Raw genomic sequence first — 26,199 nt, forward strand, 5'->3', positions numbered from 1 at the left:
GTACAGTTATATTTAATCTAGTACATAAGTTAAAGGCAATTTTTTGAAACTACTAGGTTAAGATTATGAATATACTTATATAAATATAAACATAAAAAGACTCTTGCCGTTTGGCAAGAGTCTTTTCTGTTTTAAAGCATTTACTAGGAGGTGTTACTTTGGGAAAAAGAATAAACAAAATTTTATATAGTTTACTCGTATTAATCTTTATACCCAAATTTGCTTATGCTATGCATATAGCAGAAGGTTTTTTACCACCTGCATGGAGTTTATCATACTTCTTACTGTGTTTACCTTTTACATATCTAGGTATTAAAGATATTAGAAAAAAGGCTAACATAACTAAAGATATGAAACTTTTTATATCACTTGCAGGAGCATATTGTTTTATTCTTTCAGCATTAAAACTTCCCTCATTTACAGGTAGTAGCTCACATCCAACAGGTATAGGTTTTGGAGCTATAACACTAGGTCCTTTTGTAATGACAATCATAGGTCTTATCGTACTTTTATTTCAAGCTTTGTTTTTAGCACATGGTGGCTTGACTACATTAGGGGCAAATACATTTTCAATGGCAGTAGTAGGTCCTATTGTTTCATATTTGGTTTACAAGTGTTTTAAGAACAAGAAACTAGGAATATTCTTTGCTTCAGCACTTGGAAATCTTATAACTTACATGGTAACAGCTACGCAACTTGCTATTGCGATGCCTTCTAAAACAGGAGGTATATTAGGTGCATGGACTAAATTCATGTCAATATTTGCAGTAACTCAAATACCACTTGCAATAGCAGAAGGAATACTTACAGTCTTAATGTTTAATGTTATTGAAAAATATTCTAAGACTGAATTAGATGCTCTTAGGGGTGAGGTATTCTATGGAAAATAAGAGAACAAATATATTATTAATATTAGCTTTAGTTTTGGTAGTTGGAAGTTCACTTGTAATAGGTTCGAGAACAGGAGATTTAGAAGGTGCAGATGCTTTAGCAGAAGAACATATATTAGAATCAAACAAAGACTTTGAGCCTTGGTTTGAGCATATATGGGAACCACCTTCTGGAGAAATAGAAAGTGCATTATTTGCACTACAAGCTGCTATAGGTGGAATGGTGATAGGCTATTATATAGGTGTAAAGAAGAATGCTAAGAACGATAATAAATCTTTCGAAAGTCAATAAGCTATCAAAGGTACATCCTATAGAAAAGATTATATTATTTTTATTTCCAATTGTAATACTGGCATTTGTGAGGGATCTCACAATGCCAGTATTACTTAATATAGCTGTAATGATTGTTCTCAATATGATAATTGAAAGTCCAAAACATATATTAATAAAGTTTGTAAAAGGAATATTTATATTTTCTTTACTTACTTCCATAACTGTTGTATTTGACTATGGCATAAAGCACACAGTTATTTTAATATTAAAAAGCTTATCAGGAGTGTTATGTATATTTTCATTTGTGATAACGACTCCGATGGAAGATGTCTTTTACTTAACTTCAAATATAAAAGGGGTTAGAGAGATAAATGATATAGCTAAAAATATGATAAGATTTTTAATTTTAGTAGAAGACGAATATTTTATAATAACTAAAGCTATGGAATCTAGATTAGGGCTTAATTCTGTTGGTTATAAGATAAAAAATATTGGTAAGATATTAGGAATACTTTTTATAAATATACTAAACAGATGGAAAGAAATAAAAGATTCTATAGATAGTAGAGGATATAGCGGAAAAACTGTATATATGGAAAGAGATTATAAATTTTCAGGTAAAAGATTTCTTGGTATATGCTTATACAATATAATATTAGTAACATCTATATTTTACGCCAATTTTTAATATACGTTAAATATTCTGGAGTGAGATATATACTTATAAATAACTTGTTATCATTTAATCATTTAATGATTATTTTTAATCTAAAAATTATATTATAAAGCTAATAGATAACTAAAATATTTATACGTGAAAAAATTAAAATACGAATAATAATGTATTCATGATGATGCAATGATGAGTAGATAAAAATAAAAACTAACTTACGAAAGGAGAATATACATGAAAGGATTAATAGTAATAGGACACGGAAGTAGAGCAGGAGATGCAGGAGAAATATTTTTTAAGGTGGTAGAAGGATTAAAAAATAAGTTAGAAGGATCAAAAGTAGAAGGTTGTTTTATGGAATTATCAAAGCCATATATACCAGAAACTATAGAGAGAATGTATGAAGAAGGAGTAAAAGACTTCACTATATTACCTTACTTCTTATTCCCAGGTATTCATATAAAAGAAGATATACCTGAAATATTAAAAAAAGCTAAAGAAAAGCACGAAGACATTAAAATTTCAGTAGCAGATCCTATAGGATATCATGAGGGTTTAATAGATATATTAAAAGAAAGAGCAGAAGGTGAAGCAAAGTGTATATAAAAGATCCTATGTCAATAGAGAATAAAAGCTTCGATATTATAAATGATGGAATGAATGAACATAACTTTACAGAACAGGAACTTAAAGTTGTTCAGAGAACAATTCATACTACAGGAGATTTTGACTATCAAAATATAGTTATGTTTAAAAACAATCCTATAGAAGTAGGGATAGAAGCTATAAAGTCAGGATGTAGAATTGTTACTGATACGAAGATGGCTTTCTCAGGTATTAATAAAGGGGCTTTGAGTAAGGCTAACTGTACTATGGATAATTATATAGCTAGAGAAGAAGTATTTAAAATGGCTAAGGAAAAAGAGATTACACGTTCAATGGCTGCAATGGATTTTGCATTACAAGAAGGAGTAGATATATTTGTTATAGGGAATGCTCCAACAGCATTGTTCAGAATAGGTGAGCTTATAAATGAAGGAAAAGTTTCACCGAAACTTATAATAGGTGTACCTGTAGGCTTTGTAGGGGCAAGTGAGTCGAAGGAATATATAAGAGAATTTAATATACCTACTATTACAACTAAAGGAACTAAAGGAGGAAGTAATGTTGCAGCAGCTATAGTTAATGCACTTTTATACATGGCGGTGGGAAGATAAATGAAAAAATTAGACATGTATGTTATTAAAGAAGGAAAGAAATTAAGGTGTGGATATACTACCGGAAGTTGCGCTACTGGCGCTGCTAAGGCTGCAACAATAGGTCTCTTAACTGGAGAGATTCCTAGATATATTGAGATAGATACTCCAGCAGGAATAACTTTAAAATTAGAAGTTGAAAAGCCTAATATAGGACAAGACTTTGCGGAATGTTGTATAGTAAAAGATGCTGGAGATGATCCAGATAGTACAGATGGCATAGAAGTGTTCGCGAAGGTAAGTAGAAGAAATGATAGAGATATAGTTATTAGTGGTGGCATAGGAATAGGAAGGATAACTAGAGATGGATTCTGGGGAAAAGCAGGAGAAAGTGCTATAAATCCTGTTCCTAGAAAAATGATAGCAAAAGAAGTCTCTCAAGTAACAGAACAAGGATTAGATATTTTAATATATTCACCTATGGGTGTTGAGATTGGTAAAAAGACATTTAATTCTAATATAGGTATAGAGGATGGAATATCTATAATAGGTACGAAAGGCATAGTTGAACCTATGTCAGAAGATGCACTTAAAAAGAGTATATACCTTGAAATAGATAATATATATGACAGTGGAAAAAGAAGTATAGGGTTATATCCTGGAAATTATGGAGAAAAAATAGCTGAACAGCTAAGTATAAAAGATGATGGTGTTAAAATATCTAATTTTATAGGAGATTCACTTTTGTACTGCTATAATAAGGGCTTTGAGAAAATTACTCTTGTAGGACATATAGGGAAGTTTTGTAAGCTTTCTATAGGTGTGTTTAATACTCACAGTAAAACATGTGATGTTAGAATAGAATCATTTATATATTATCTTGCTATGAATAATGCACCAAGGGAGCTTATTTTAAAGTTAAATGAATGTCTAACATCAGAAGAGGCTCTTAAAATAATAATAGAAAATGGATATGAAAAAGTTATAGGTGATATGACAAAAGGGTGTATTGATAGGATTAAGAGATATCTGAAAGATGAAGAGTTTGACATAGATGTAGTGATGTACTCTATGGACTATGGGGTGTTATTAAGTAACAGGAGGATGCTATGATTTATTTAGTAGGAATGGGACCAGGTGATATAAAGAGTCTTACATTAGAGGCAGTTGACATTCTAAAAGGTGCAACCAAGATAGTGTCATTTGGAAGAATATCAAATACTGCTAAAGAATTTAATAGTAATGTTATAAGTATAAAAAGAGTAGATGAGATAAATGAATTTACAAAAAAAGATGAGAATTTAGTCATATTAGCATCTGGTGACCCATGCTTCTTTGGAATATTAGATTATCTAAAACGAAAGGAAATAAATATAGACAAAGTCATACCAGGAATATCATCACTTCAATATATGATGGCGAAAGTAAAAAAAAGTTGGCAAGACTGTACGTTTGTAAGTCTTCATGGAAGAGACGAAGGTATAGAAAAGATTTTAAAAAGTGAGAAGTCATTTATACTTACAGATAGTAGGAATACTCCAAATAGCATTTCTAAGATGTTAAAGGAAAAAGGCTTAAAAGGAAAGTTATATGTAGGATTTAACTTATCTTATGAGAATGAAAAAATAGTTATGGTGAATATAGGAGAGGAAGTAGGAGAAGATACTTCTTTAGCAGTGGTGGTGGTAGAAAATGAAATGGATTAAAGACGAAGAATTTATAAGAGGAAATATACCTATGACTAAGTTTGAAGTAAGGCTTATTACAATAGGTCTTCTTGAAATAGAAGAAGGAGATACTTTTTTAGATATAGGGGCTGGGACAGGCTCTATATCTATAGAAGCAGGACTTCAAGGGGCAAATGTTTATGCTATAGAGAAGGAAGAGGAAGGTATTGACCTTATAAATAAAAATGCTGAGAAATTTGGGACAAGTGTTAATGTCATAAATGACATAGCACCATCGGGAATTGATAAAGTCCCTTATTTCAATAAATGTTTTATAGGTGGAAGTGGAAAAAAATTAAAAGATATTGTTGATGAAGTTACATTAAGAATATCAGAAGGTGGAATAGTAGCTGGAAACTTCATAACATTATCTAATTTATACAGATTTCAAACTCTTTTAAAAGAAAAAGGATATCAAGATATTGAAACCAGACTTATACAGGCTTCAATGGTTGATAAAAGAACTGGACTTTTAAAATCTCAAAATCCTATATTTATAGTTAGGGGGAGAAAATCTTGAGAAAATTTTATGGTGTAGGAATAGGACCTGGAGATAAAGAGCTTATAACTTTAAAAGGATATAATGCTATAAGAAGTAGTGACTATGTACTTATGCCTAAAAGTAAGGGAAAGAGTACGGCAGGGTCAATAGTATCAGAATATATAGAAGACAAAACTATTATAGAACTTGAATTTCCTATGGGAGAAGATAATAAACAAAGATATAAGAAAGTTGCAAGTCAGATAGATGATATTCTAGGAGAAGAACAACAAGCTGTATTTCTAACATTAGGAGATCCTATGACATATAGTACATACATGTACTTAATGTTGGAACTTAAAAACTATGATATGGATATAGAAACTATCCCAGGTATAACATCATTTGGGGCTAGTGCAAGTAGACTTAACACTCCACTCACCTTAAAGGATGAAAGCTTTTATTTATGTGATGGAGAAGTAGATGAAGAAATATTAAAAAAAGTAGATAGCATATGTATATTAAAGGCTAATAAGCATAAAGAAGATATTATTTCAAAATTAGAAAAAGAAGGATTCAGTTATACATATGTAAAGAGATGTACTCAAGAAGAAGAAAAAATATTATATGATAAAGAAGAAATCCTAAAAGAGAATGACTATATGTCGCTTATAATAGGGAGGAGAAAATAGATGTTTTACTTTGTAGGGGCTGGACCTGGAGATGTAGACTTGATAACTATAAAGGGAAGAAAATTACTAGAAGAAGCAGATGTAGTTATATATGCTGGTTCTCTTGTTTGGAATGAACATCTTAAGTTTTGCAAAAAAGATTGCGAAATACACAATAGTGCCTTAATGACCCTTGAAGAAGTAATAGATGTTGCTATGAAAGCTATATCTAAAGGGAAAAAAGTTGTAAGACTTCATACAGGAGATCCTACTATATACGGAGCTATAAGAGAACAAATGGAATACCTTGATAGGCATAATATAAGCTATGAAGTTGTACCAGGGGTAAGCTCTTTTACTGCAAGTTGTAGTGCATTAAAAAGAGAGTTTACACTTCCAAATGTAAGTCAAACTGTAATAGTAACTAGAATGGAAGGAAGAACTCCAGTTCCAGAAGATGAAGACTTAGAGAGACTAGCTTCCCATAAATGTTCAATGGCTATATTTTTATCAGTCCAAGATATAGATAAAGTTGTAGAAAAGTTAGAAAAAGGTTATGGAAGTAGTGATATTCCAGTAGCAGTAGTATATAAAGCTACATGGCCAGAACAAAAAATAGTAAGAGGAACTCTTAAAGACATCAGTGAAAAGGTAAAGAAAGAAGGAATAAAAAACTTTTCACAGATTTTAGTTGGAAACTTTATAGAAGGAGAATATGAACGTTCGTTACTTTATCATCCTGAGTTTACACATGGGTTTAGAGAGGGAAAATAATGAAACTAGCTTGTATAAGTTTTACTTCAAGTGGTCAAAAGATCTCTTATAAGCTTCAAAAGAATTTAAAGCATGATGTTATAGAAATTAACAAAGAAACATTTGATGATAAAATAAAAAATCATATTAAAGAGATATTTAACTCTTATGAAGGTATTATATTTGTATCTTCTACTGGAATAGCAGTTAGAATGATAGCTCCTTATGTAAAAGATAAGACAAGAGATCCAGCTGTAGTAGTAGTAGATGATGTTGGAAAATATTCAATAAGTCTTTTATCAGGACATATAGGGGGAGCAAATGAACTAGCAGTAGAAGTTAGTAATGTATTGAAAGCACTACCTATAGTTACTACTGCGTCAGATGGTAGAGGAATAGATGCAGTTGATGTATTTGCTAAAAGATATGGTCTTAAAATAGAAGATATGGAACAGGCTAAAATTTTAACTTCCATGATGGTAGAAGGAAAGAATATAAAGTTATTATCAGAAGTTAATGTTAATTTGAACTATCCTAATATAGTAGAAGATAATGAAGATGGACTTATAATGATTAGTTCAAATGAAAAAATAAAGTACAATAAACCAATATGTATTCTAAGGCCTAAGAATCTTTACTTAGGTATAGGTTGCAGAAAAGGAAAAAGTAAAGAAGAAATACTTAAAGCTGTACATAAAGTATTTCATGAAAATAACTTAAGCCTTAACTCTATAAAATCAATAGGGACTATAGATATAAAGAAAGATGAAAAAGGTATTATAGAAGCTTCAAGAGAGTTAAAGTGTGACATGAAGATATTTTCTAAAGAAGATATAGAAAAGGTACAGTCTAAATTTACTGAAAGTAACTTTGTATTATCAAATGTTGGTGTGACTTCAGTATGTGAACCTTGTGCATATCTTTTAGGTGGAGAAATTATAGTTAAAAAAACAGCTCTAAATGGAGTAACTGTTGCAGTTTCAAGGAGGAGTGAAAATGGCTAAACTGTATGTTATAGGGATAGGCCCTGGTGGAAAAGAACATATGACATTAAAAGCTATAGATACTATAAAAAAATGTGATGCTATAGTAGGATATACTTATTATATAGAGCTTATAAAGGATTTTATAGAAAACAAAGAAATCATAAAGACAGGTATGAAAGGTGAAATACAAAGATGTAATATGGCTATAGAAAAGGTTAAGGAAGGACTTAACACTTGTATAATAAGTACAGGTGATGCTGGACTTTACGGTATGGCAGGTCCTATACTTGAATTAGCTGAAGATATAGAAGTTGAAGTAGTACCTGGGATTACAGCAGCGTTTAGTGCAGCTTCAGAACTTGGAGCTCCTATTATGCATGACTTTTGTACAATAAGTTTAAGTGATCTTTTAACTCCTTGGGAAGTTATAGAAAAAAGAATAGAAACAGCGGCTCAAGGGGATTTTGTAATATCAATATATAACCCAAAAAGTAAAGGCAGAGTAAAACATATAGAAAAAGCTGTTGAAATCATATCAAAGTATAAAAGCAAAGATACACCTGTAGGAATAGTTAAGCATTCTGGGCGGAAAGGAAATGAAAGAGTAATTACTACACTAGAAAATATTGATTTTGACATTATAGATATGATGACTGTAGTAATAATAGGTAATAGCCAAAGTAGTATTAAAGATGGATGTATAGTTACTCCTAGAGGTTATAAAATTTGATTTGGATAATAGGTGGGACAAAAGAGACATCATATCTAATAAATAAGATGGAAGAAAAAGTAAAATATGTGGTTACAGTTGCAACATATGCAGGAAAAGAAATGTTAAATAATGACAATGTAATAGTATCAAGACTTAATTATGAAGATATGATAAAATTTATAAAAGAAAGAAATATAGATATCATAATAGATATGTCTCACCCTTATGCAATAGAAGCTACTTCAAATGCGAGATCAGCTTCTAAAGAATGTAATATAAAGTATATTAGATATGTTAGAGAAAAAACTTATATAGATGGAGTGACATACTTTAATAATATACAAGAATGTTGTGAATTTCTAAAAAGTGTAGATGGATGTGTATTTTTTACTACGGGAATAAAAAATATAAAAGATTTTGAAAAAGTTAGAGGTAAAAATAGATTTATATATCGTGTATTACCATCTAAATTTAGTATAGAAGAATGTATAATAAATAATATTAATATGAAAGATATAGTAGCATGTGTAGGACCTTTTTCAGAAGAATTTAATATGTCTATGTTTAAAGAATTTAATTCAGATTATGTTGTTATGAAGGATAGTGGAGATATAGGTGGAACTCATAGTAAAATATCTGCTTGCTTAAAAGCTCAAATAAAACCAATTATAATAGGCAGGGAAGATGAAAATGGAGTACATGATATTGAGGAGTTAGTGGAGATGATAAAATGATACAATTAATAGGAGTTCGTCATAATGTTGAACTAAATATAAGGGAGAAACTATCTATAATAAGTAAAAGGCTAGAAAGATCACTTGATAGTTTAAGAGAAGTTTGTGACGAAGTAGTCATATTAAGTACTTGTAATAGAACGGAAATTTATTTTAACTCTCCATATGAAGATGATCGTATTATAGATGAAATATTTGCAAAACTAGGATGGGATAAGAACCTAGTAGAACATACTTTTTATCTAAAAGAAAATAAGGCTATAGAGCATTTAATGAATGTAGTGTGTGGATTTGATTCAATAATATTCGGAGAAGAACAGATCTTAGGTCAAGTTAAAAATGCTTATGATATTTCATTAAAATCTAGAACTATAAGGAGTGAACTTTCAAGGTTATTTCAAATAGCTATATCTTGTGGAAAAAAATTTAGATTTAAGTCTCAACTTTATAAAGTGCCAGTATCATCTTCATCTATAGTTGTGAATGAAGGTAGAAAAAGAGGAATAAAAAATTTTATGATATTAGGGTTTGGTGAGGTTGGAAGTCTTACTTCTAAATATATCCTTTCAGGGGACTATGAGAAATTATATATAGTAGTTAGAGATAAAGATAATGTAGATATAAAAAATGAAAAGGTAAAAATAATTAATTTTAAAGATAGAGCAGATTATTATAAATACGTAGATTGTATAATATCTTGTACATCTGCACCTCATACTGTTATAGCTAAAGAAGATTTACCAAATAAAGAAATGCTTATATTTGACCTTGCTGTACCTAGAGATGTAGATGAAGATGTATATGATCTTAGCAATGTAGAAGTGTATGATATAGATAAGATAGGTCATATAAATGATGAAAATCACTCTAAAAGAAAAGTAGTAATGAATAAGAACAGATATATTATAGATGAGCATATAAACGAATTTTTAAATTGGCAGACTATAAGACAAATAACTCCTTATATAGTAAAGATAAAGGATAAAGGAGAAGATATATACAAAAGTAGATATACTACTTTTAAGAACAAGAAAGAGACTAAAGATAATGAGAAACTAGTAGAGATAATGCTTAAAAGTACATCAAATGCCTATATAAATAAGGCCATAGAAGTGTTGAAAGAAGAATATTTAGAGGGCAGGGGAGAAGAATGCCTAAGAATAATAGAGAAGATATTTTATTAGGTTATGCTTTTATATCTCTTATATCAAATAAGACCAAGGTACTTATAGTTGGTGGAGGAAAAAGTGGATTTATAAAAGCAAAATCTTTTTTAGATAGAGGATGTAATGTATCTGTACTTTCGAAGAAGTTTGATAATAAATTTGAGGAGGTAAAAAATAAAGAAAACATAGACCTCATTAAATCAAGCTATGAGAGAGAATATATACTAGATAAACATATCATAATAATTGCTACTGATGATATGAAACTAAATGAGAGAATAAAAAAGGACTGTGATAGTCTTTATAAGATATATTTAACTACATCAGATTTCAAAGATGGACTATTTGTAACACCTACTCAAAGATGTACTGAGAAAACTATGTTCTCAATTCATACAAAGTCAGGTAGTCCTAAAACATCTGTATTCTTAGCAGAAAAAATGAAAGAAAACTTAAGCAAATATGATGACTTTATAGAATTTGTATGTGATACTAGGAATAAAATAGATAATAGAAATCTCAAGTATGAAATAATGAACTTCATAAATACAGATGATTTCTATTTTTTTTATAGTAAAGGAAAACACAAATTAATACTTGAAATGTTCTATCCATCTGAATGAAATTGTACTTTATTAAGTATAAATAAAGATTTATGGAGGTAATAGTATTGAATCTTAAGATAGCAACTCGTAGGAGTAAATTGGCACAGGCTCAAGCAGATACAGTTATTAACATGTTAAAAGAAAAATGTAATATAGAATGCGAAAAATTACTTATACAGACACTTGGAGATAAAAGATTAGATGTCACTATAGATAAAATAGGTGGAAAAGGTGTGTTTGTAAAGGATATAGAAAATGCGATACAGTTAGGAAATGCTCACGGAGCGGTGCATAGCATGAAAGATGTTCCATTTGAAATGCCTAGTGGATTTGAAATAGTAGCTATTCCAGAAAGAGAGGATGCAAGAGATGTGTTTGTATCGTTAAATGGAGTTAGCTTTTATGATTTACCTAAAGGAGCTAAAGTTGGGACAAGTAGCTTAAGAAGAAAAAGCCAAATAAATATTTTAAGACCAGATATAGAAGTAGTTCCTATAAGGGGAAATATACAAACTAGAATAAGTAAAATAGATACAGAAGGTTTAGATGGAGTATTATTAGCATCTGCTGGTCTTAAAAGATTAGGAATGGAAGATATGATAACAAACTATTTTACACCAGATGAATTTGTCCCAGCAGTAGGACAAGGGGCTTTGGGTTTTGAAACTTTAGTGGATAGCATTTATAAGGATACTTTCAAAAAAATAGACTGTGAAAATACTAGAATATGTATAGAAGCAGAAAGAAGTTTTATGAGGACACTTAACGGAGGATGTCATATACCAATAGGAGCATATGCAGAACTAGATGGAAATTATATAAATATAATAGGTGTATTTGAACGAAATGGAAAACTTATTAAAAAAGATATAAGTGGTAAAAAAGAAGATCACATAAAGCTAGGAGAATACTTAGCAAATAAGATATTAAATGACTAGGAGGTCTATATGGGAAAAGTTTATCTTATAGGTGCTGGACCTGGAGATGAAGAATTAATTACTTTGAAAGCAATTAGGATATTAAAAAAGTGTGACGTTATTTTATATGATAGATTAGCAAATGATAGTATACTAAGGCATGTAAATAAGGACTGTGAAATATACTACTGTGGAAAAAGACCAGGAAGTCACTATAAAACTCAAGAAGAAATAAATGATATGTTAGTATCATTTGCCAAGAAAGGATATACAGTAGGTAGGATAAAAGGGGGAGACCCATATGTATTTGGACGTGGTGGAGAAGAGGCATTAAGACTACATGAGGAAGGTATAGAATTTGAAGTTATACCAGGAATTACTTCTCCAATATCAGTTTTAAACTATGGAGGAATACCTACTACACATAGGAAAATAGCTCAAAGTTTTCATGTATATACAGGGAAAAGTGCAGAAAAATTAAATATGAATTGGGAATCAGCTGCGAAAACAGAGGGTACTCTTATTTTTCTTATGGGGCTTGAAAATTTACCAAGTATAGTTAAAAATCTTATGAAATACGGTAAAGATAAGAATACTCCATGTGGAGTTATAATGAGAGGGACTACTTCAAAGCAAAGGAAAGTTATAGGAAACTTAGAAAATATTTATGAAAAAGTCAAAGAAAATAAGTTAGAATCACCATGTATAATAGTAATAGGTGAAGTAGTAGACTTTCATGAAAAGTTAGCTTGGTATGAGAATAAACCACTGTTTGGAATGAATGTATGTGTTACTCGTTCTAAAGAGCAAGCAGGAGAGCTAAGAGAAAAGCTAACAGACTTGGGAGCAGAAGTTACAGAAATAAATACACTTAAAGTAGTTAATACTTCTGAAAGTTTAGATAGATATAAATCAAAACTTAATGAGTATGACTATATAGTCTTAACTAGTGTTAATGGTGTTAATATTTTTTTCGATAGATTAAAAGATATTAATTGTGATGTAAGAAACATTAAAGGAAAGTTTGCAGCTATAGGACCAAAGACATTCGAAGCTATAAAAGAAAGGGGAATAATACCTGAGATTATATCAGAAAAGTTTGTAGCAGAGAGTTTATTTGAAGAGCTAAAAAAACATGTTAAAAAAGAAGATAAAATATTGTTACCTAGATCTAAAAATGCTAGACCATATCTTTATGAAGTTTTAACTGATGAAGGATGTATGGTAGATGAAGTAAACATATATGAGATAGTAGAAGGAACTATCCATGATAAAGAGATCATAAAAGATGTAGATATTATATTATTTACTAGTCCATCTACTGTTAAGAACCTTATAAGTATGATAGGAATAGAAGATATAAAAGACAAAAAAGTTATATCTATAGGTCCTATAACAAGAAAAGAGCTAGATAAATGGAATATAGATTCATATGTAAGTGATGAATATACAACTGAGGGACTAGTTAGAAAACTACTAGAGATAAAATAAAGACAAACTCTGATATATTTAAAGCACATTCTAGACGTTTAATTTATAAGTAGAGGAGAATAAGAATGTTTACAAGACATAGAAGACTAAGAACAACACAGGGTATAAGGGATTTAGTAAAAGAAACTGTATTAAATCCTAATGACTTTATATATCCGATATTTGTTGTTGAAGGAGAAAATATAAAAAGAGAAATAGAAGCACTTCCAGAAGTATATCACTATTCTTTAGATAATTTAGAAGGAGTTATAAAAGACGTAGTTGAGGCTAAGATAAAAGGAGTACTTTTGTTTGGAGTACCAGATGAAAAAGATGGCATAGCTTCATCAGCATTTGATGAAAATGGAATAGTTCAAAAAGCAATAAGAAAAATAAGAGAATTGGCTCCAGATTTGTTCATAATAACAGATGTATGCATGTGCCAATATACAGACCATGGACACTGTGGCGTCATAGAAAACGGAATAATTAACAATGATGAGACGTTAGAATATCTTCAAAAAATAGCATTATCACATGCTAAAGCAGGAGCAGATATGGTAGCACCATCTGATATGATGGATGGAAGAGTAATGGCTATAAGAGAAATACTAGATGAAAATGGATTTGAAAATGTATCAATATTAGCATATAGTGCTAAATATGCCTCTGCATTTTATGGTCCTTTTAGAGAAGCAGCAGGTTCGTCTCCACAGTTTGGAGATAGAAAGACTTATCAAATGGATCCAGGAAATATAAGACAAGCTATGAGAGAAATAGAAGATGACATAATAGAGGGTGCAGATATTATAATGGTGAAACCGGCATTATCATATCTTGATGTTATAAGATGGGCAAGAGATAAATTTGATCATCCTATAGTGGCTTATAATGTAAGTGGAGAATATTCTATGGTTAAAGCTGCTGGGAAAATGGGACTTATAGATGAAAAACAAATAGCACTTGAAATACTAACATCTATAAAAAGAGCAGGGGCAGACATCATCATAACTTACTTTGCTCTAGATGCTTGTAAATGGCTTAAAGATATGTAGTTATATTTATAATAGAATATAAAGATAATCAAAAATAAAATAACTACGCTAAAGATATTTTGGAGGTGAGTATTGATTGGACTAAAATCTTAATACTTTGTCCAATGAATAATAAGATGAAAAATATAGAGATATTTAATGAGTCAAAAAACTATATGCCAGGAGGAGTAAATAGTCCTGTTAGAGCGTATAAAGATGTAGATGTAACACCACCTGTTATTAAAAAAGGAGAAGGAGCATATCTTTACGATGAAGATGATAATAAATATTTAGACCTTGTTGGTGCATGGGGTCCTATGATACTTGGACATTGTGATAAAGATGTGGTAGATGCTATAAAATCTACAGCAGAAAATGCAATAGCATTTGGAGGAACAACAGAACTTGAACTAAAACTAGCAAAACACATATGTACTACAGTTGATAATATGGAAATGGTTAGAATGGTTAACTCAGGAACAGAAGCAACTATGAGTGCAGCTAGACTTGCAAGAGGATTTACAGGAAGAAATAAAATAGTTAAATTTGCTGGATGTTATCATGGACATTTTGATGGATTTCTTGTAAGTGCAGGTTCAGGTGTGCTTACGGAAGGAATACCAGGAAGCAAGGGAGTTCCAGAGGAAATTATTAAGAACACTATTGTAGCTCAGTTTAATGATATAGAAAATATAAGATATATATTTGAGAAATATGGAGAAGAAATAGCAGGAGTTATAATAGAACCTGTTTCAGGAAACATGGGTGTAGTTCCAAGTGAACCTGAATTTTTAAGAGAGTTAGATAATCTTTGTAAAAAGTATGGTGCGTTATTAATATTTGATGAAGTTATGACCGGATTTAGAGTAGCTTATAAGGGAGCACAAAGTATATATGGAATAAATCCTGATTTAATTACAATGGCTAAAATAATGGGAGGAGGACTTCCGTGCGGTGCTTATGGTGGAAGAAGAGACATAATGGAGTATCTTTCACCAGTAGGCCCTGTATATCAAGCAGGAACAATGTCTGGTAATCCTATAGTTATGTCGGCAGGATATGCTACTGTTAAAAAGTTATACGAGAATCCTTCGTATTATGACTATATAGAAAATCTTGCTATAAAACTTCAAAAAGGAGTAGAAGAAATAGCAAAAGAAAAGGGACTACCTATTGTAGTTAATAGATTTAAGTCAATGATGACTATATTCTTTAATGAAGAAGGAAAAGTTAAAAATTATGATGATGCTAAAAAATGTGATACAGACCTTTATGCTAAGTTCTTCAAACATATGATAAGTAATGGAATATACATGTCACCATCACAGTTTGAAGCTATGTTTTTATCAGTTAAACATACTGAAGGAGATATAGATAAGTTTTTAGATATTATGAGAAAGATGTAGTTAACACAAGCCTAATTTATATATAAATTATAAAGATAAGTAATTAAATATAACTATTAAGATTTAAATCAATATATTGAATGAGAACTAATAAGTTTAACATAGTTTCTTTTATCAAATAGTGAACCATATGGTTCACTATTTTTTATGAAGTTTTAGATGACAAAAATTTATTCAATATATAAACGTTGGGATTTAACTTGAAAAATTTAGTAATCAATTTGATACAAATTACAATTAATTATGAACCATAAAGCAGGTCATTTAGTATTAAAAATATTTCTATATTTACAAATTTATACATTAATGGCAATGTTAATAAAATTTAATATTTAAAATTATAAATTGACAATAAATGAAAGATATGTTAGATTCTTTATAACCTAAGTAATAATATGTTAAAAATTACTTTAATTTGTAAATTGGGTAAAGTATAGTTGATTAAATGTAAAATACATAAGTATTATATTATTAATCCCTATGAGATTTAACTCTATAGACGTCATGTACTTTATTTTACAGGTAGTTAGGGTTAGAGGTGACATTTTATATAACATTGATATGACTTTTTATTTTAAATATAAAGTTAATATAAGCAAAAGGGGGAAAAAACATGAGTAATGTTTTAAAGGAATTAAGAGAATCTATAAATTCAGGGGAAATGCCTACGTATATCTATGGATATCCTTCAAAAAGGACATATTCAACCATAGAAGAGAATTTTGATTTAGTAGACTTTTGGAGTAAGACAGAGGGGAAAACTAATCTTTATATACATATTCCATTCTGCAATTACAAATGTAGTTATTGTACATTACTTATGACCAGCGAGCAAAATGATATGTTGATTGACAATTATATTTCTGCTTTAATTAAACAAATAGAAATGTATTCTAACTTAGCATCTCATTTAGAGGTTACTTCTATTTATTTTGGAGGAGGAACTCCTACAATTCTCAGTGAAGAACAACTTCAATTAATATTTAAAGCAATATATGAGAAATTTCCTAAAATAGGAAGTGATATAGAAATATCTGTAGAAGGATCACCTGAAACAATGACTGTAGAGAAATTAGAAAGTTTGAAAAAGCTAGGTGTTAATAGAGTTAGTATGGGAATTCAGACACTAGATCCTGATGAACTTGAAAAGACAGGAAGAAGACATAGTTATCTTACTTCAATACGTGCTATGAATAATATTAAAAAGGTTGGATTTGAAAACTTTAATATTGATTTAATCTACGGTTTGGAAAATCAAACCAGAGATAAATGGGAGGATACTTTAAGAACTATATTAAGTTTTGAACCAGAAACTATATCGTTGTATCCAATTGTATTTAGACCTTTATCAGGAATTGACAAAAGAAAAGAAATTGGGGAATTTATTGAAAATCAAGAAAAGTATGATATATATGATTTTAATGTAGACTTGTTAGAAAGTGAAGGATACAGACAAGAAAGTTTAACAAGATTTACTAAGTTTAATAAAGATAGTTATGCTCAAGAAATATATGACTTTGAAGGAATACCTTTAATAGGGCTAGGTGCAGGTGCTAGAAGTTATATTAAAAACTTCCACTATAGTACTGATTATGCTGTAATGAATAATAACAAGATGAAAATTATACAAGATTTTATTGATACTAGTTGGAATCAGTTAGAAGGTAAGTTACATGGGATATTTTTAGAAGAGGAAGAAGAAATGAGAAGATATATCATATTAAATTTACTTGTTAACAAATTAAATAATACAAAGTTAAAAGAAAAATTTGACACGAGTTTAATGCAAGATTTTAATGAAGAAATTGAAGCACTTAAGGCAGAATGTTGCGTTACTATAGATGAAAAAGAAAATATTTTATTAAGTAGAAAAGGATTCAAATATAGTAGTATAATAGGAAGATTATTTTATTCAGATATAATGATGAGTCTCGAAGAAGCTTATGTTGCTAAATAGTTAGGTGATAAGGGGGATAAAAATGGAAAAAGTAAAAGAATGGTATGAAGATGAGACTTTTGGAGCGTTTTGGGAAAAAGGATATAGAGATAAAAGTGTATCTACAATGGGTGGCCCTAGTGTTGAGATTTATGAAATACTACCATTCCTACCTAAGGGAGCAAGAGTCTTAGACTTAGGATGTGGAGAAGGTAGAAATTCTATATACTTAGCTCAAAATGGTTGTAAAGTTACTTGTATTGATCACTCAGAGCATGCTGTAGAAAAAATCAAGCTTGCTAGTAAAGATTTGGGATTAGATGTTGATGCTCGTGTTGGAGATCTTTCAAAAATCGAAACTCTAGGAATAAGTGGGAAATATGACTTGATTATGGCTCATGGAGTTCTATACTATCTTACGAATGAACAGTGGAAGTCATTATTAAACGTACTTAAAGAAAGTACAGTAGACGGAGGATTTAATATATATACACTATTTATATTTAGTGATGAGTACCCAGCATTAGATGAGATAGTATCTGCTGGATATAAATTTTCATTTGAACCAGAGGAATTAAAAGAATTTTATCAAGACTGGAATATATTCCGTTATGATATGTATGTAAAATGGGACAAACATCCTAACATACCAGTACATGTTCACCCTATTGAAAAACTTATTGCTTGTAAAGGTAAAGACGTACCTAAATATAATTTAAAGTCTCTTTATGTTGAGGATTCAAGTTTAACAAGGGAAAGATTTGATGAGGTAGAAATAGGAATTAATGAAAAAGACTTAATTGAAGATATAGGTAAACCAATATTAATAGATGAGATAGATTTTAAAGGCAATATGGTAGGATGTAATGATTATATAGAGTCTAAATATGTTCTAAGAGATTTATTTTATGGAAATTATGGATTTCAATTTATTAATGATGAACTAAGAGGAAAGTATATTTATAATACTGAACCAAGTAGATTAGTTAAAGAAGGGGCATAATGATAAAAGCTGTGATACCAGCTATACTCGCGTGGATATCCATGATATTTATGGGATTTACAGATAATATGAAGGGGCTTTTTATCCCTTCATTTAAATCAGAATTTAATATAAATAATGGACAAGTTGGTTATGTGATTATACTATCTACTATAGGATATATTTTGTTTCAATATATAGGGGGTATACTGATTCAAAAGCTAGAACATAAAAAAGTCTATTTAATAAGTATATTGATGTGTATTATTTCATTCATATCAATATACTTTTCTAAGACATATATTGTTCTCTTAATTTTTATGTTCTTTTTTAATGGTGGTATTGGACTAATTAGTATGAGTGCAAATACTATGTTGCCAGCCATATTCACTAATCATCAAGCAATTATTATGAACATAACTCACTTTTGCTACGGTGTAGGAGCCATAATAGGACAAAGATTTATTGGAACCATGATGGAAAAAGGGGTTGTTTGGAGACAATTTTACTTAATGAGTGGTGTAGCTTTTGCTATATTACTTGCTGGAGTTGTAGTTTCAAAGTTTCCTGATATATCATTTGAAGAGAAAAAAGAGAAACTAAAATTTGAAAATGTAATAACAAATAGATTAACTATATTGTATATAATTTCTATAGGGTTTTATGTTGGTAGTGAGGTAGCAATATCTACTTGGCTTGTAAATCTTGTAACAGAGACATATGGATTTACTATAAGTAAAGGATCACTTTATCTTTCAATATTTTTCTTCCTTTTCACAATAGGGAGACTCTTGGGAGGATTTATAGTAGATAAATTAGGGAATTTTAAATCTATTTTAGCTTCTTTAACTGTATCTTTTATATTGTTAATGATAGGTATATTAGGTAAAAGAGAACTAACTATTTTAATATCAGTTTCTGGATTGTTTTTTTCTATAGTTTTTCCGACCTTTGTAGCTACAATAAATAATGTATTTAAGACAAATACTTCTTATATACTAGGAACAATACTGATGCTTGCATCAACAATTAATATGATTTTCAACTTTTTAATAGGTCAGTTAAACGATCTTATAGGTACTTATTTATCATTTTATATTGTACCAATAAGTATACTTATATCTATTATAGGTACTATAAAAATAGATGAAAAATTAGAAAATTTTGATTATGATACGTTAGAAATAAAAAGAGAAGAATAATATTAATAGTTTGGGAACCAGATATGAATAGAGATTTAATAGTTGATGTGTATCACTGCTACATTGCCTGTTTAAAATGTTTGGTTAATTGCCCATGGGCACAGAGATATATGAAAAATAATAGTCTTATGAAAAGTGAGTATAATGTGCAATAGATTTATTAATCAGCGTTTTATTAAAAAATGAATCAAGGACTTACTTTACAAAAGTAAGTCCTATTTTATTTATTTTTTTATAAATATTATTAATTATATTGGTATTATACTGAACATCAATTTTTACAATGATTATGTAAAAGTGGTTTGACTTTCAATTGTACATTTTCAATAATCAATATAACATCTGCTTGTAATCTGCATTTTTTTAAATCAAGTCCGTTAGTACTTCGAATTGATCCAATGGTTATCATCTGTTCAAAATCACTTTGAGACAAATTCATTTTTTCCCGTAGCAAAGAAGATACTTTAAGCCGAGATGGATAAGAGCTTTTTATATGCAATTCTGTAGGAGTATTGAAGTTAACATTGGTTCCTAGTATTTTATACTTTGGAAGCCCAACTTCGACTCCATTCTTGCGCATTAACTCTGTATCCATAGCATATTTTTTGGCAAGTTCTTCATTGTTGTTATGGAACTCATCTAATATTTCAGGCGCAATACTTTTAGGACTGATACGAGAGTAGATAGTCATATTCCAAGTAGAATCACAATCTGAACATTTATAGATTAACCATATATCTAAATACTTGCGTTGTGCATTTATACGGAACAATCCGGAGCAAAGGTACTCTGTCTTTTTACTACACTTTTTACAATACTTAATTGCAGGTGGTGAGGATATATACTGTATATCCCAAGTTACCTTTTGCATGAAAATTACTCCTTCCTATTAGAATTTAATAGGAAAGATAACAGGTGGATTTTCACAAATCTTTTTCATCATATTCACTCCTAATCTAGCATTTTTTCTACTTAAATTGTAGCATCTGGGCATACAAATCTAAACCTTAAAGATAGTTAGTAAAAGAAATTGAGCCAATGCAGTAATAAAAATGTATTGGCTCATTTCGAAAGTTAATCACTATTTTTTTGTTTCCTTATTATCCTTTGTATACTTTTCAAGGATAAAAAATACTTTCTAGAATTTTTATTTTAATAAAATTAACTAATATACGGTATAATACATTTCATAGCTATAAAAGCTTTTAAGCAGCTATAGTATAGAATATAAATTACTATATTATTATAGAGAGGAAAGTTAGATGCAACAGCCACTTGATGATAAATATTCTAACAACTATTCAGAAAAATCCCTTTGGGAAAAATTTAAAAAATTTTCTAAAAAAGCAGGTAAAAAAGTTATATACTGTGCTTTATTACTTTACTATGTTTTACAAAAACCTGAAGTACCAGTAAAAGTTAGATTAACGATAATTGGTGCTTTAGGATACTTTATAACTCCAATAGATGCTATACCAGATATTATACCTATGGTTGGATTCACTGATGATTTTGGAGCATTAGGAGTAGCTTTAACAACTGCTGCTATGTATGTAGATGATGATGTCAAACAAAAAGCTAAGAACAAATTGAGAGACTGGTTTGGAAATTATGATGATTCAGAATTAGAAGAGGTAAATGATAAAATAGATTAAACCACAAATCCTCCATTAGGACTAATTACTTGTCCAGTTATAAAATCCGCACGATTAGATACTAGAAAAAGTACACAATTTGCAATATCTTTAGGACTTCCCAATTTCATTAATGGTGTATTTTCTCTAAGTACATTTAATTCATTTTGATTGTATGAATCTAACATTCCTGTTTGAATAACACCAGGCGTAATGCAGTTAATTTGAATATTAGATGGTCCCATCTCTTTAGCTAAGGCTTTAGTAAGACCAATTACTCCAGCTTTCGCAGCAGAATAATGAGCTTCACATGAAGCTCCAATCATTCCCCATATAGAAGAAATATTGATAATTTTACCTCTCTTTTTACTAATCATATGTTTTAAGACTTCTTGAGTGCAGTAAAAAACGCTTTTAAGATTAGTGTTTATCATATTATCCCAATCTTCATCAGTTATATCTACAAATAGCTTTTCTTGAGATATTCCTGCATTGTTTATGAGTATATCAATAGTTCCAAATTCTTTGATACAAAAATCTATCATATCTTTAACTTCATTTTTTTTAGAAACATTTGCTTTATAAATTCTTACAGATAGTCCTTTGTTCTTTAATTTATTATATAAAGATAAAGCTTCTTTTTCTGATTTATTAAAGTTGATTATAACATTATATCCTTCATGAGCAAGAAGATCTGCTGTCGCTTGTCCTATTCCTTTTGAAGCACCAGTTACAAGAACAGTTTTTAGACTAGCCATTTTAAAAATACACTCCTTTGTGTTCTTTTATCATAAGTTTTTAAAGTTTATAAAATTATTATACTCTATGTTTTCTTCCTTATGCTATAGTTTACATATGTTAATTTTAATAAATCAATAGAACTAAAAATATAGAATTTAAATAAAGACTTTAGTTAACACATTTTTTCTATACAAACTCATATCCTTGTTTATTTAGTGCATCTATTGATTTTTGCAGGTCTTTATTCTTTACAAGGATATAGTCTGTATCATATGTAGAAATTGCAAATATGCTTATATTTTCTTTGGATAATATTGTACTTATTGAAGAAAGAATTCCTATTAAAGAGAAGTCTAAAGGACCTTCAACTTTAATTACATTCCAATTTTTTTCACATTTTATGTTATTAGGTATACCATCTTCAGAACAAACTATAGATAATTCATCATCAGTCTTTGTTATTGATAAGAATTTTTCATAGTCTATCCAATTAGGAATAGAACTATTAGAGTCTAATCTACATATTCCAAAACTTCCTTTTAATAATTTCATTTTTAATTTATGCTGATTCATTTTTTTCATCTCCCATTTAGTAAAGATATTAAAAATAAGAAGCCAAACCTAAAAAATATAATTTAATAAAACATAAAATGAGTACAGACTTCTTCTAAAATATAGTGATTAGATAAATAAGTATAGAAAAGCTATTTATCTATATATTATAAAATATATTAGAACATAGTTATAAAAATTATCATAGAAAGAAATTTTATAATTTTAATTCCAAAATGAAGACTATACATGGATAAAGGAATATGATATCAAATAATAATTAATATTAAATATTATTAATGTAGTAGTGATGATCATTATAAAAATATAATTTAATCTACACTATAGACGTAGAAATAAGGAGAGTATTTTGCTGTACTCTCCTTATTAATAAATTAATATTTATATAAAGTTATAAACTATTCATTATTCACAGCACTTTTAACAGAATTAAATAAATCTTTATTTTCATTTATTTTAGATTCACTTCCTACTACACAGTAGTAATTTTCTTTCATAGCTTTTTCTATCATATCAGTATAACTTACTATATCTTCAGATTTAGTATTAAGTATTTCATCACGTTCTTTTTGTAAATCTTCATCTGTTATATTACTTATATAATACATATCTGCTATTGATCCTTTTTGGTTAGGATCAAGTGGGGCATCTATATTACCTATTGTTCCTATTATATGATTTGTCATGTCTTTATCATTTGCTTTGAAATTTCTAAGATAGTCAGGTGCTTTGTCAAATACATTTAAAGTTTCTTTTAAGTTTGGATCTCTATAAGACAAGAATACTAGTCGACCAGTAGGTGCGATATCAAACATACCACCATAGGCTCCTCCTTTAACTCTTACCTCTTGCCATAAGTAGTCATTATTTAGAATGTTGTTAAGTACTTTCATTTTTCCAGAATAGTCATATCCCAATTTAGTAAAATCATATACTTTAGCTATGTTTTGTACTTTTGATGATAAAGTAAGACCTTCATTTTTTGTAGAATAATCAAACTCATATTTTTGAGGTTCAAATTTTCCATCTTTTATTTTTGATGATATAGACTTAAATGATTTTTCAAATTTAGAGTAATTTTCTTTATCACCTGTGTAACTTACAATCAAGTTGTTTTTATTAAAAATTATATTAGATACTTCATTAAGATTTTTTTGTATATCATTAAATTTACTATCGTAGTTTTTATTTAAATCACGTAGAAAGTTGTAGTATTCAATTATACTTAGATCGTTATATTTACCCTCTTCACTTATATATGATATAGCGCGTGATAAAGCTATAGAGTGAGTATAATTGTTTACTACAGATTCAAGCTCTGATATCTTTTCATTAATCAATTTTTTAATATTTTGTTTATTATCAAACTTACTTTTATTTATAATTTCTTCAACTAGTTCAAATGATTTTAATAAGTTTTCATCAAGAGAGTTTAGAGAAACAGCTAGTTTAGGATAATATTCTCCATTACCTTTATACTTTGAAAAGGTTTTAGGATTGAATCTAATACTTCCTGTGTTACTTGATACTAATTTTGAAAGAGTCTTTTCATCATATTTTTCTGTTGATACTTTTCCAAGCATATCTGACAATAGATGTAGATATAGCAATTTATCTTGAGGAATACCAGAACTATCAAAATACATATTAGTGAATGTGATGTTATTTGTAAATAATGAATGATCTAAAATCTTAATATTATCTATTTCACGTTCAACTGTTGGAAGCTTTTCTATGCTTTTACTAATATCAGATATAGAAAGTGAAGGTAGAGAATTTAAAGCTTCCTCTGAATCAGGTGTTTCTTGCCATTTTTTAAACTCATTAGTTTGAGTTACTAAGTTTTCAATCTCTTTAGGAGATAAACTTTTCTTATAATCTTCAAGTTTTTTCTTCAACTCAGTATTCTTAGATTCTTCAAGCCCTGGACTTGGCTTTAGTATTACAAGTGAAGAATGCTTATTATTTAAAAGATATTTTTCAATTAAGTTTTCAAAATATTTCTTTTCTATTTTCTTCTTAATATTATTTATATCTTTGTTATGTTCAAGGTATAGTGTAGGATCTTGATCATATAGCCATCCTAACATAACTGAGCCAGAATATCCTATTCCTCTTGAAGCACCAGAATTTTCAAGTCTTGTAGATATTTCATATGAGTTGAAAGCTGCATCTAAGGATTCTTTATCAAAACCATTTTTAACAATTTCTTTTAATGTTTTTTTAATAACTTTTTCGAATTTATCTTTTTTAGATTCTTCAGAGTTCGATACAACTATACTATATGTTGGTTGGAGCTTTTGAACATCAAGTTGACTATAGGCAGTATTACCTAATTGATTTTCTATAAGTGCTTTTTTAAGAGGAGAATTGTCTGTTCCAAAAAGTAGTTTATCAAGTATTGCAAATCCTAAAATATCTTCTTTATTTTTTACTGTGTCAACTACATAATTTAATGATAAAAATGTTTTGTTTTTTGTAGACGATCCTTTAGAAATAGGATATTTATCTACTACTATTTGTTTTTTAGTAAATGATTTTTGTGGTTTTATACTTGTATTAATATTTGTTTTATCAAAATTATTTAAATATTCTTCATCTATAAACTTAAGTGACTTTAATATATCAAGATTTCCATATAGATATATATAGCTGTTTGATGGAGAATAATATTCTTTATGAGTATTTAGAAATTGTTCTTTTGTAAGATTCGGAATACTATCAGGATCACCACCAGAATTCCATTTGTAAATACTATTTGGAAAAAGTGAAGCATTTATTGTACTGTGTAGAGCTGATTCAGGTGACGACAATGCGCCTTTCATTTCACTATATACTATTCCATTATATTTAAGTGGAGCATCTTTTGAAGTAAGTTCATGACGCCATCCTTCTTGCATAAGTATATATGGATTATCATATATGTTTGGATAAAATACAGCATCTAAATAAACTGACATTAGATTGAAAAAATCTTTTTCATTTTTGCTAGATACAGGATAAGATGTATAGTCAGATGCAGTAAATGCATTTAAAAATGTCTTTAGAGACTGTTTATTCATTTGTAAAAATGGATCCTTAACAGGATATTTTTTTGAACCATTTAATACAGAATGTTCAATTATGTGATTAACTCCAGTGTTATCTTTTGGTGGAGTTCTAAAATTAATTGAGAAAGTTTTATTAGTATCATTATTTTTCAAAAAAATAAGCCTAGCACCAGTCTTTTCATGATTAAAAACCATAGTATTGGAGTCAATTTCATTAATATTTTTCTGAGAGATAAGTTTAAAACCTGAGTAAACACCACCTACTTTAAGTGTATCTTCATTTGTTGCTAGGCTGTTAAATGGGAATAGTATTAAGAGATTAAAAAAGATTAATAAGGTTGATATTACTCTTTTAAAGATACTTTGATGTACTCTTTTCATTTTTC

27 protein-coding genes are annotated in these 26,199 nt (G+C 29.1%); 23 read left to right on the plus strand and 4 right to left on the minus strand.

Going from position 1 to position 26,199, the window contains the following annotated elements; all coding sequences use genetic code 11:
- The first annotated feature begins 158 nt into the window (after positions 1-158).
- From CLPU_RS14075 to CLPU_RS14180, 22 genes are all read left to right on the plus strand, one after another.
- Positions 159-890 carry an energy-coupling factor ABC transporter permease gene (locus CLPU_RS14075; protein WP_050356313.1) on the plus strand — a complete coding sequence of 244 codons (732 nt, stop codon included), beginning with the start codon at positions 159-161 and terminating at the stop codon, positions 888-890.
- Positions 880-1,182, plus strand: coding sequence for an energy-coupling factor ABC transporter substrate-binding protein (locus tag CLPU_RS14080; protein ID WP_050356314.1), 303 nt, complete (start codon positions 880-882; stop codon positions 1,180-1,182). The genes CLPU_RS14075 and CLPU_RS14080 overlap by 11 nt, the downstream gene beginning before the upstream one ends.
- Positions 1,145-1,852 (plus strand): energy-coupling factor transporter transmembrane component T family protein, encoded by a 708-nt coding sequence (locus CLPU_RS14085; protein WP_082154253.1) that lies wholly within the window; start codon positions 1,145-1,147, stop codon positions 1,850-1,852. Before CLPU_RS14080 ends, CLPU_RS14085 begins: the two co-directional genes overlap by 38 nt.
- A gap of 219 nt (positions 1,853-2,071) precedes the next feature.
- The gene (locus CLPU_RS14090; RefSeq protein WP_050356316.1) at positions 2,072-2,443 is read left to right on the plus strand and encodes a sirohydrochlorin chelatase; all 372 of its coding nucleotides are present in this window, start codon (positions 2,072-2,074) and stop codon (positions 2,441-2,443) included.
- Entirely contained in the window at positions 2,434-3,054 is a 621-nt protein-coding gene (locus CLPU_RS14095) for a precorrin-8X methylmutase (protein ID WP_097677581.1), read from the plus strand. Before CLPU_RS14090 ends, CLPU_RS14095 begins: the two co-directional genes overlap by 10 nt.
- A complete protein-coding gene (gene cbiD / locus CLPU_RS14100) occupies positions 3,055-4,146 on the plus strand; it encodes a cobalt-precorrin-5B (C(1))-methyltransferase CbiD (RefSeq protein WP_050356317.1) in 1,092 nt (363 codons plus the stop codon). It abuts the gene before it with no gap.
- Positions 4,143-4,739 carry a precorrin-6y C5,15-methyltransferase (decarboxylating) subunit CbiE gene (gene cbiE, locus CLPU_RS14105; RefSeq protein WP_200898606.1) on the plus strand — a complete coding sequence of 199 codons (597 nt, stop codon included), beginning with the start codon at positions 4,143-4,145 and terminating at the stop codon, positions 4,737-4,739. Before cbiD ends, cbiE begins: the two co-directional genes overlap by 4 nt.
- Positions 4,726-5,280: a precorrin-6Y C5,15-methyltransferase (decarboxylating) subunit CbiT gene (gene cbiT, locus CLPU_RS14110; RefSeq protein ID WP_050356318.1), complete on the plus strand. Its 555-nt coding sequence runs from the start codon at positions 4,726-4,728 to the stop codon at positions 5,278-5,280. Before cbiE ends, cbiT begins: the two co-directional genes overlap by 14 nt.
- Entirely contained in the window at positions 5,277-5,933 is a 657-nt protein-coding gene (cobI, locus tag CLPU_RS14115; RefSeq protein ID WP_050356319.1) for a precorrin-2 C(20)-methyltransferase, read from the plus strand. The genes cbiT and cobI overlap by 4 nt, the downstream gene beginning before the upstream one ends.
- Complete coding sequence (cobM, locus tag CLPU_RS14120; RefSeq protein ID WP_050356320.1) at positions 5,934-6,686, plus strand: precorrin-4 C(11)-methyltransferase; 753 nt, start codon at positions 5,934-5,936, stop codon at positions 6,684-6,686.
- Positions 6,686-7,669 (plus strand): cobalt-precorrin 5A hydrolase, encoded by a 984-nt coding sequence (gene cbiG / locus CLPU_RS14125; protein ID WP_050356321.1) that lies wholly within the window; start codon positions 6,686-6,688, stop codon positions 7,667-7,669. The genes cobM and cbiG overlap by 1 nt, the downstream gene beginning before the upstream one ends.
- The gene (gene cobJ / locus CLPU_RS14130; protein ID WP_050356322.1) at positions 7,662-8,381 is read left to right on the plus strand and encodes a precorrin-3B C(17)-methyltransferase; all 720 of its coding nucleotides are present in this window, start codon (positions 7,662-7,664) and stop codon (positions 8,379-8,381) included. Before cbiG ends, cobJ begins: the two co-directional genes overlap by 8 nt.
- The gene (cobK, locus tag CLPU_RS14135) at positions 8,378-9,097 is read left to right on the plus strand and encodes a precorrin-6A reductase (protein WP_050356323.1); all 720 of its coding nucleotides are present in this window, start codon (positions 8,378-8,380) and stop codon (positions 9,095-9,097) included. The genes cobJ and cobK overlap by 4 nt, the downstream gene beginning before the upstream one ends.
- Entirely contained in the window at positions 9,094-10,281 is a 1,188-nt protein-coding gene (gene hemA, locus CLPU_RS14140; RefSeq protein WP_050356324.1) for a glutamyl-tRNA reductase, read from the plus strand. Before cobK ends, hemA begins: the two co-directional genes overlap by 4 nt.
- Entirely contained in the window at positions 10,248-10,886 is a 639-nt protein-coding gene (locus tag CLPU_RS14145; RefSeq protein ID WP_050356325.1) for an NAD(P)-dependent oxidoreductase, read from the plus strand. Before hemA ends, CLPU_RS14145 begins: the two co-directional genes overlap by 34 nt.
- Before the next feature lie 47 nt (positions 10,887-10,933).
- A complete protein-coding gene (hemC, locus tag CLPU_RS14150) occupies positions 10,934-11,806 on the plus strand; it encodes a hydroxymethylbilane synthase (RefSeq protein WP_050356326.1) in 873 nt (290 codons plus the stop codon).
- Positions 11,807-11,815: 9 nt separating this feature from the next.
- Entirely contained in the window at positions 11,816-13,276 is a 1,461-nt protein-coding gene (cobA, locus tag CLPU_RS14155; protein ID WP_050356327.1) for a uroporphyrinogen-III C-methyltransferase, read from the plus strand.
- A 65-nt stretch (positions 13,277-13,341) separates the two neighbouring features.
- The gene (gene hemB / locus CLPU_RS14160; protein WP_050356328.1) at positions 13,342-14,310 is read left to right on the plus strand and encodes a porphobilinogen synthase; all 969 of its coding nucleotides are present in this window, start codon (positions 13,342-13,344) and stop codon (positions 14,308-14,310) included.
- A gap of 65 nt (positions 14,311-14,375) precedes the next feature.
- A complete protein-coding gene (hemL, locus tag CLPU_RS14165) occupies positions 14,376-15,695 on the plus strand; it encodes a glutamate-1-semialdehyde 2,1-aminomutase (RefSeq protein ID WP_235436192.1) in 1,320 nt (439 codons plus the stop codon).
- Positions 15,696-16,308: 613 nt separating this feature from the next.
- Positions 16,309-17,652 (plus strand): STM4012 family radical SAM protein, encoded by a 1,344-nt coding sequence (locus CLPU_RS14170; protein WP_050356329.1) that lies wholly within the window; start codon positions 16,309-16,311, stop codon positions 17,650-17,652.
- A gap of 22 nt (positions 17,653-17,674) precedes the next feature.
- The gene (locus CLPU_RS14175; protein ID WP_050356330.1) at positions 17,675-18,634 is read left to right on the plus strand and encodes a methyltransferase domain-containing protein; all 960 of its coding nucleotides are present in this window, start codon (positions 17,675-17,677) and stop codon (positions 18,632-18,634) included.
- Entirely contained in the window at positions 18,634-19,815 is a 1,182-nt protein-coding gene (locus tag CLPU_RS14180; RefSeq protein ID WP_050356331.1) for an MFS transporter, read from the plus strand. Before CLPU_RS14175 ends, CLPU_RS14180 begins: the two co-directional genes overlap by 1 nt.
- A 271-nt stretch (positions 19,816-20,086) precedes the next feature.
- On the opposite strand, the gene CLPU_RS14185 is transcribed toward CLPU_RS14180, so the two are convergent.
- Complete coding sequence (locus CLPU_RS14185; protein ID WP_050356332.1) at positions 20,087-20,686, minus strand: DUF1062 domain-containing protein; 600 nt, start codon at positions 20,684-20,686, stop codon at positions 20,087-20,089.
- Positions 20,687-21,077: 391 nt separating this feature from the next.
- On the opposite strand from CLPU_RS14185, the gene CLPU_RS14190 reads away from it, so the two are divergent.
- The gene (locus CLPU_RS14190; RefSeq protein ID WP_050356333.1) at positions 21,078-21,470 is read left to right on the plus strand and encodes a YkvA family protein; all 393 of its coding nucleotides are present in this window, start codon (positions 21,078-21,080) and stop codon (positions 21,468-21,470) included.
- On the opposite strand, the gene ymfI is transcribed toward CLPU_RS14190, so the two are convergent.
- From ymfI to CLPU_RS14205, 3 genes are all read right to left on the minus strand, one after another.
- Entirely contained in the window at positions 21,467-22,207 is a 741-nt protein-coding gene (gene ymfI / locus CLPU_RS14195) for an elongation factor P 5-aminopentanone reductase (RefSeq protein ID WP_050356334.1), read from the minus strand. The genes CLPU_RS14190 and ymfI overlap by 4 nt on opposite strands.
- 169 nt (positions 22,208-22,376) lie before the next feature.
- Positions 22,377-22,763, minus strand: coding sequence for an ACT domain-containing protein (locus CLPU_RS14200; RefSeq protein ID WP_050356335.1), 387 nt, complete (start codon positions 22,761-22,763; stop codon positions 22,377-22,379).
- A 398-nt stretch (positions 22,764-23,161) separates the two neighbouring features.
- Positions 23,162-26,194, minus strand: a complete 3,033-nt coding sequence (locus CLPU_RS14205) for an insulinase family protein (RefSeq protein WP_050356336.1) — start codon at positions 26,192-26,194, stop codon at positions 23,162-23,164.
- Positions 26,195-26,199 lie beyond the last annotated feature (5 nt).

This window comes from Gottschalkia purinilytica (genome assembly GCF_001190785.1).
Taxonomy (GTDB): Bacteria; Bacillota; Clostridia; order Tissierellales; family Gottschalkiaceae; genus Gottschalkia_A; species Gottschalkia_A purinilytica.

What these genes read in the sequence shown, in the direction of transcription:
- CLPU_RS14080 (WP_050356314.1), top strand. Translation starts at nt 880, where the DNA reads ATGGAAAATAAGAGAACAAATATATTATTAATATTAGCTTTAGTTTTG.
- CLPU_RS14085 (WP_082154253.1), top strand. Translation starts at nt 1,145, where the DNA reads ATGCTAAGAACGATAATAAATCTTTCGAAAGTCAATAAGCTATCAAAG.
- CLPU_RS14090 (WP_050356316.1), top strand. Translation starts at nt 2,072, where the DNA reads ATGAAAGGATTAATAGTAATAGGACACGGAAGTAGAGCAGGAGATGCA.
- cbiD (WP_050356317.1), top strand. Translation starts at nt 3,055, where the DNA reads ATGAAAAAATTAGACATGTATGTTATTAAAGAAGGAAAGAAATTAAGG.
- cbiE (WP_200898606.1), top strand. Translation starts at nt 4,143, where the DNA reads ATGATTTATTTAGTAGGAATGGGACCAGGTGATATAAAGAGTCTTACA.
- cbiT (WP_050356318.1), top strand. Translation starts at nt 4,726, where the DNA reads ATGAAATGGATTAAAGACGAAGAATTTATAAGAGGAAATATACCTATG.
- cobM (WP_050356320.1), top strand. Translation starts at nt 5,934, where the DNA reads ATGTTTTACTTTGTAGGGGCTGGACCTGGAGATGTAGACTTGATAACT.
- cbiG (WP_050356321.1), top strand. Translation starts at nt 6,686, where the DNA reads ATGAAACTAGCTTGTATAAGTTTTACTTCAAGTGGTCAAAAGATCTCT.
- cobJ (WP_050356322.1), top strand. Translation starts at nt 7,662, where the DNA reads ATGGCTAAACTGTATGTTATAGGGATAGGCCCTGGTGGAAAAGAACAT.
- hemA (WP_050356324.1), top strand. Translation starts at nt 9,094, where the DNA reads ATGATACAATTAATAGGAGTTCGTCATAATGTTGAACTAAATATAAGG.
- CLPU_RS14145 (WP_050356325.1), top strand. Translation starts at nt 10,248, where the DNA reads ATGCCTAAGAATAATAGAGAAGATATTTTATTAGGTTATGCTTTTATA.
- cobA (WP_050356327.1), top strand. Translation starts at nt 11,816, where the DNA reads ATGGGAAAAGTTTATCTTATAGGTGCTGGACCTGGAGATGAAGAATTA.
- hemB (WP_050356328.1), top strand. Translation starts at nt 13,342, where the DNA reads ATGTTTACAAGACATAGAAGACTAAGAACAACACAGGGTATAAGGGAT.
- CLPU_RS14170 (WP_050356329.1), top strand. Translation starts at nt 16,309, where the DNA reads ATGAGTAATGTTTTAAAGGAATTAAGAGAATCTATAAATTCAGGGGAA.
- CLPU_RS14175 (WP_050356330.1), top strand. Translation starts at nt 17,675, where the DNA reads ATGGAAAAAGTAAAAGAATGGTATGAAGATGAGACTTTTGGAGCGTTT.
- CLPU_RS14180 (WP_050356331.1), top strand. Translation starts at nt 18,634, where the DNA reads ATGATAAAAGCTGTGATACCAGCTATACTCGCGTGGATATCCATGATA.
- CLPU_RS14185 (WP_050356332.1), bottom strand. Translation starts at nt 20,686, where the DNA reads ATGCAAAAGGTAACTTGGGATATACAGTATATATCCTCACCACCTGCA.
- CLPU_RS14190 (WP_050356333.1), top strand. Translation starts at nt 21,078, where the DNA reads ATGCAACAGCCACTTGATGATAAATATTCTAACAACTATTCAGAAAAA.
- ymfI (WP_050356334.1), bottom strand. Translation starts at nt 22,207, where the DNA reads ATGGCTAGTCTAAAAACTGTTCTTGTAACTGGTGCTTCAAAAGGAATA.
- CLPU_RS14200 (WP_050356335.1), bottom strand. Translation starts at nt 22,763, where the DNA reads ATGAATCAGCATAAATTAAAAATGAAATTATTAAAAGGAAGTTTTGGA.
- CLPU_RS14205 (WP_050356336.1), bottom strand. Translation starts at nt 26,194, where the DNA reads ATGAAAAGAGTACATCAAAGTATCTTTAAAAGAGTAATATCAACCTTA.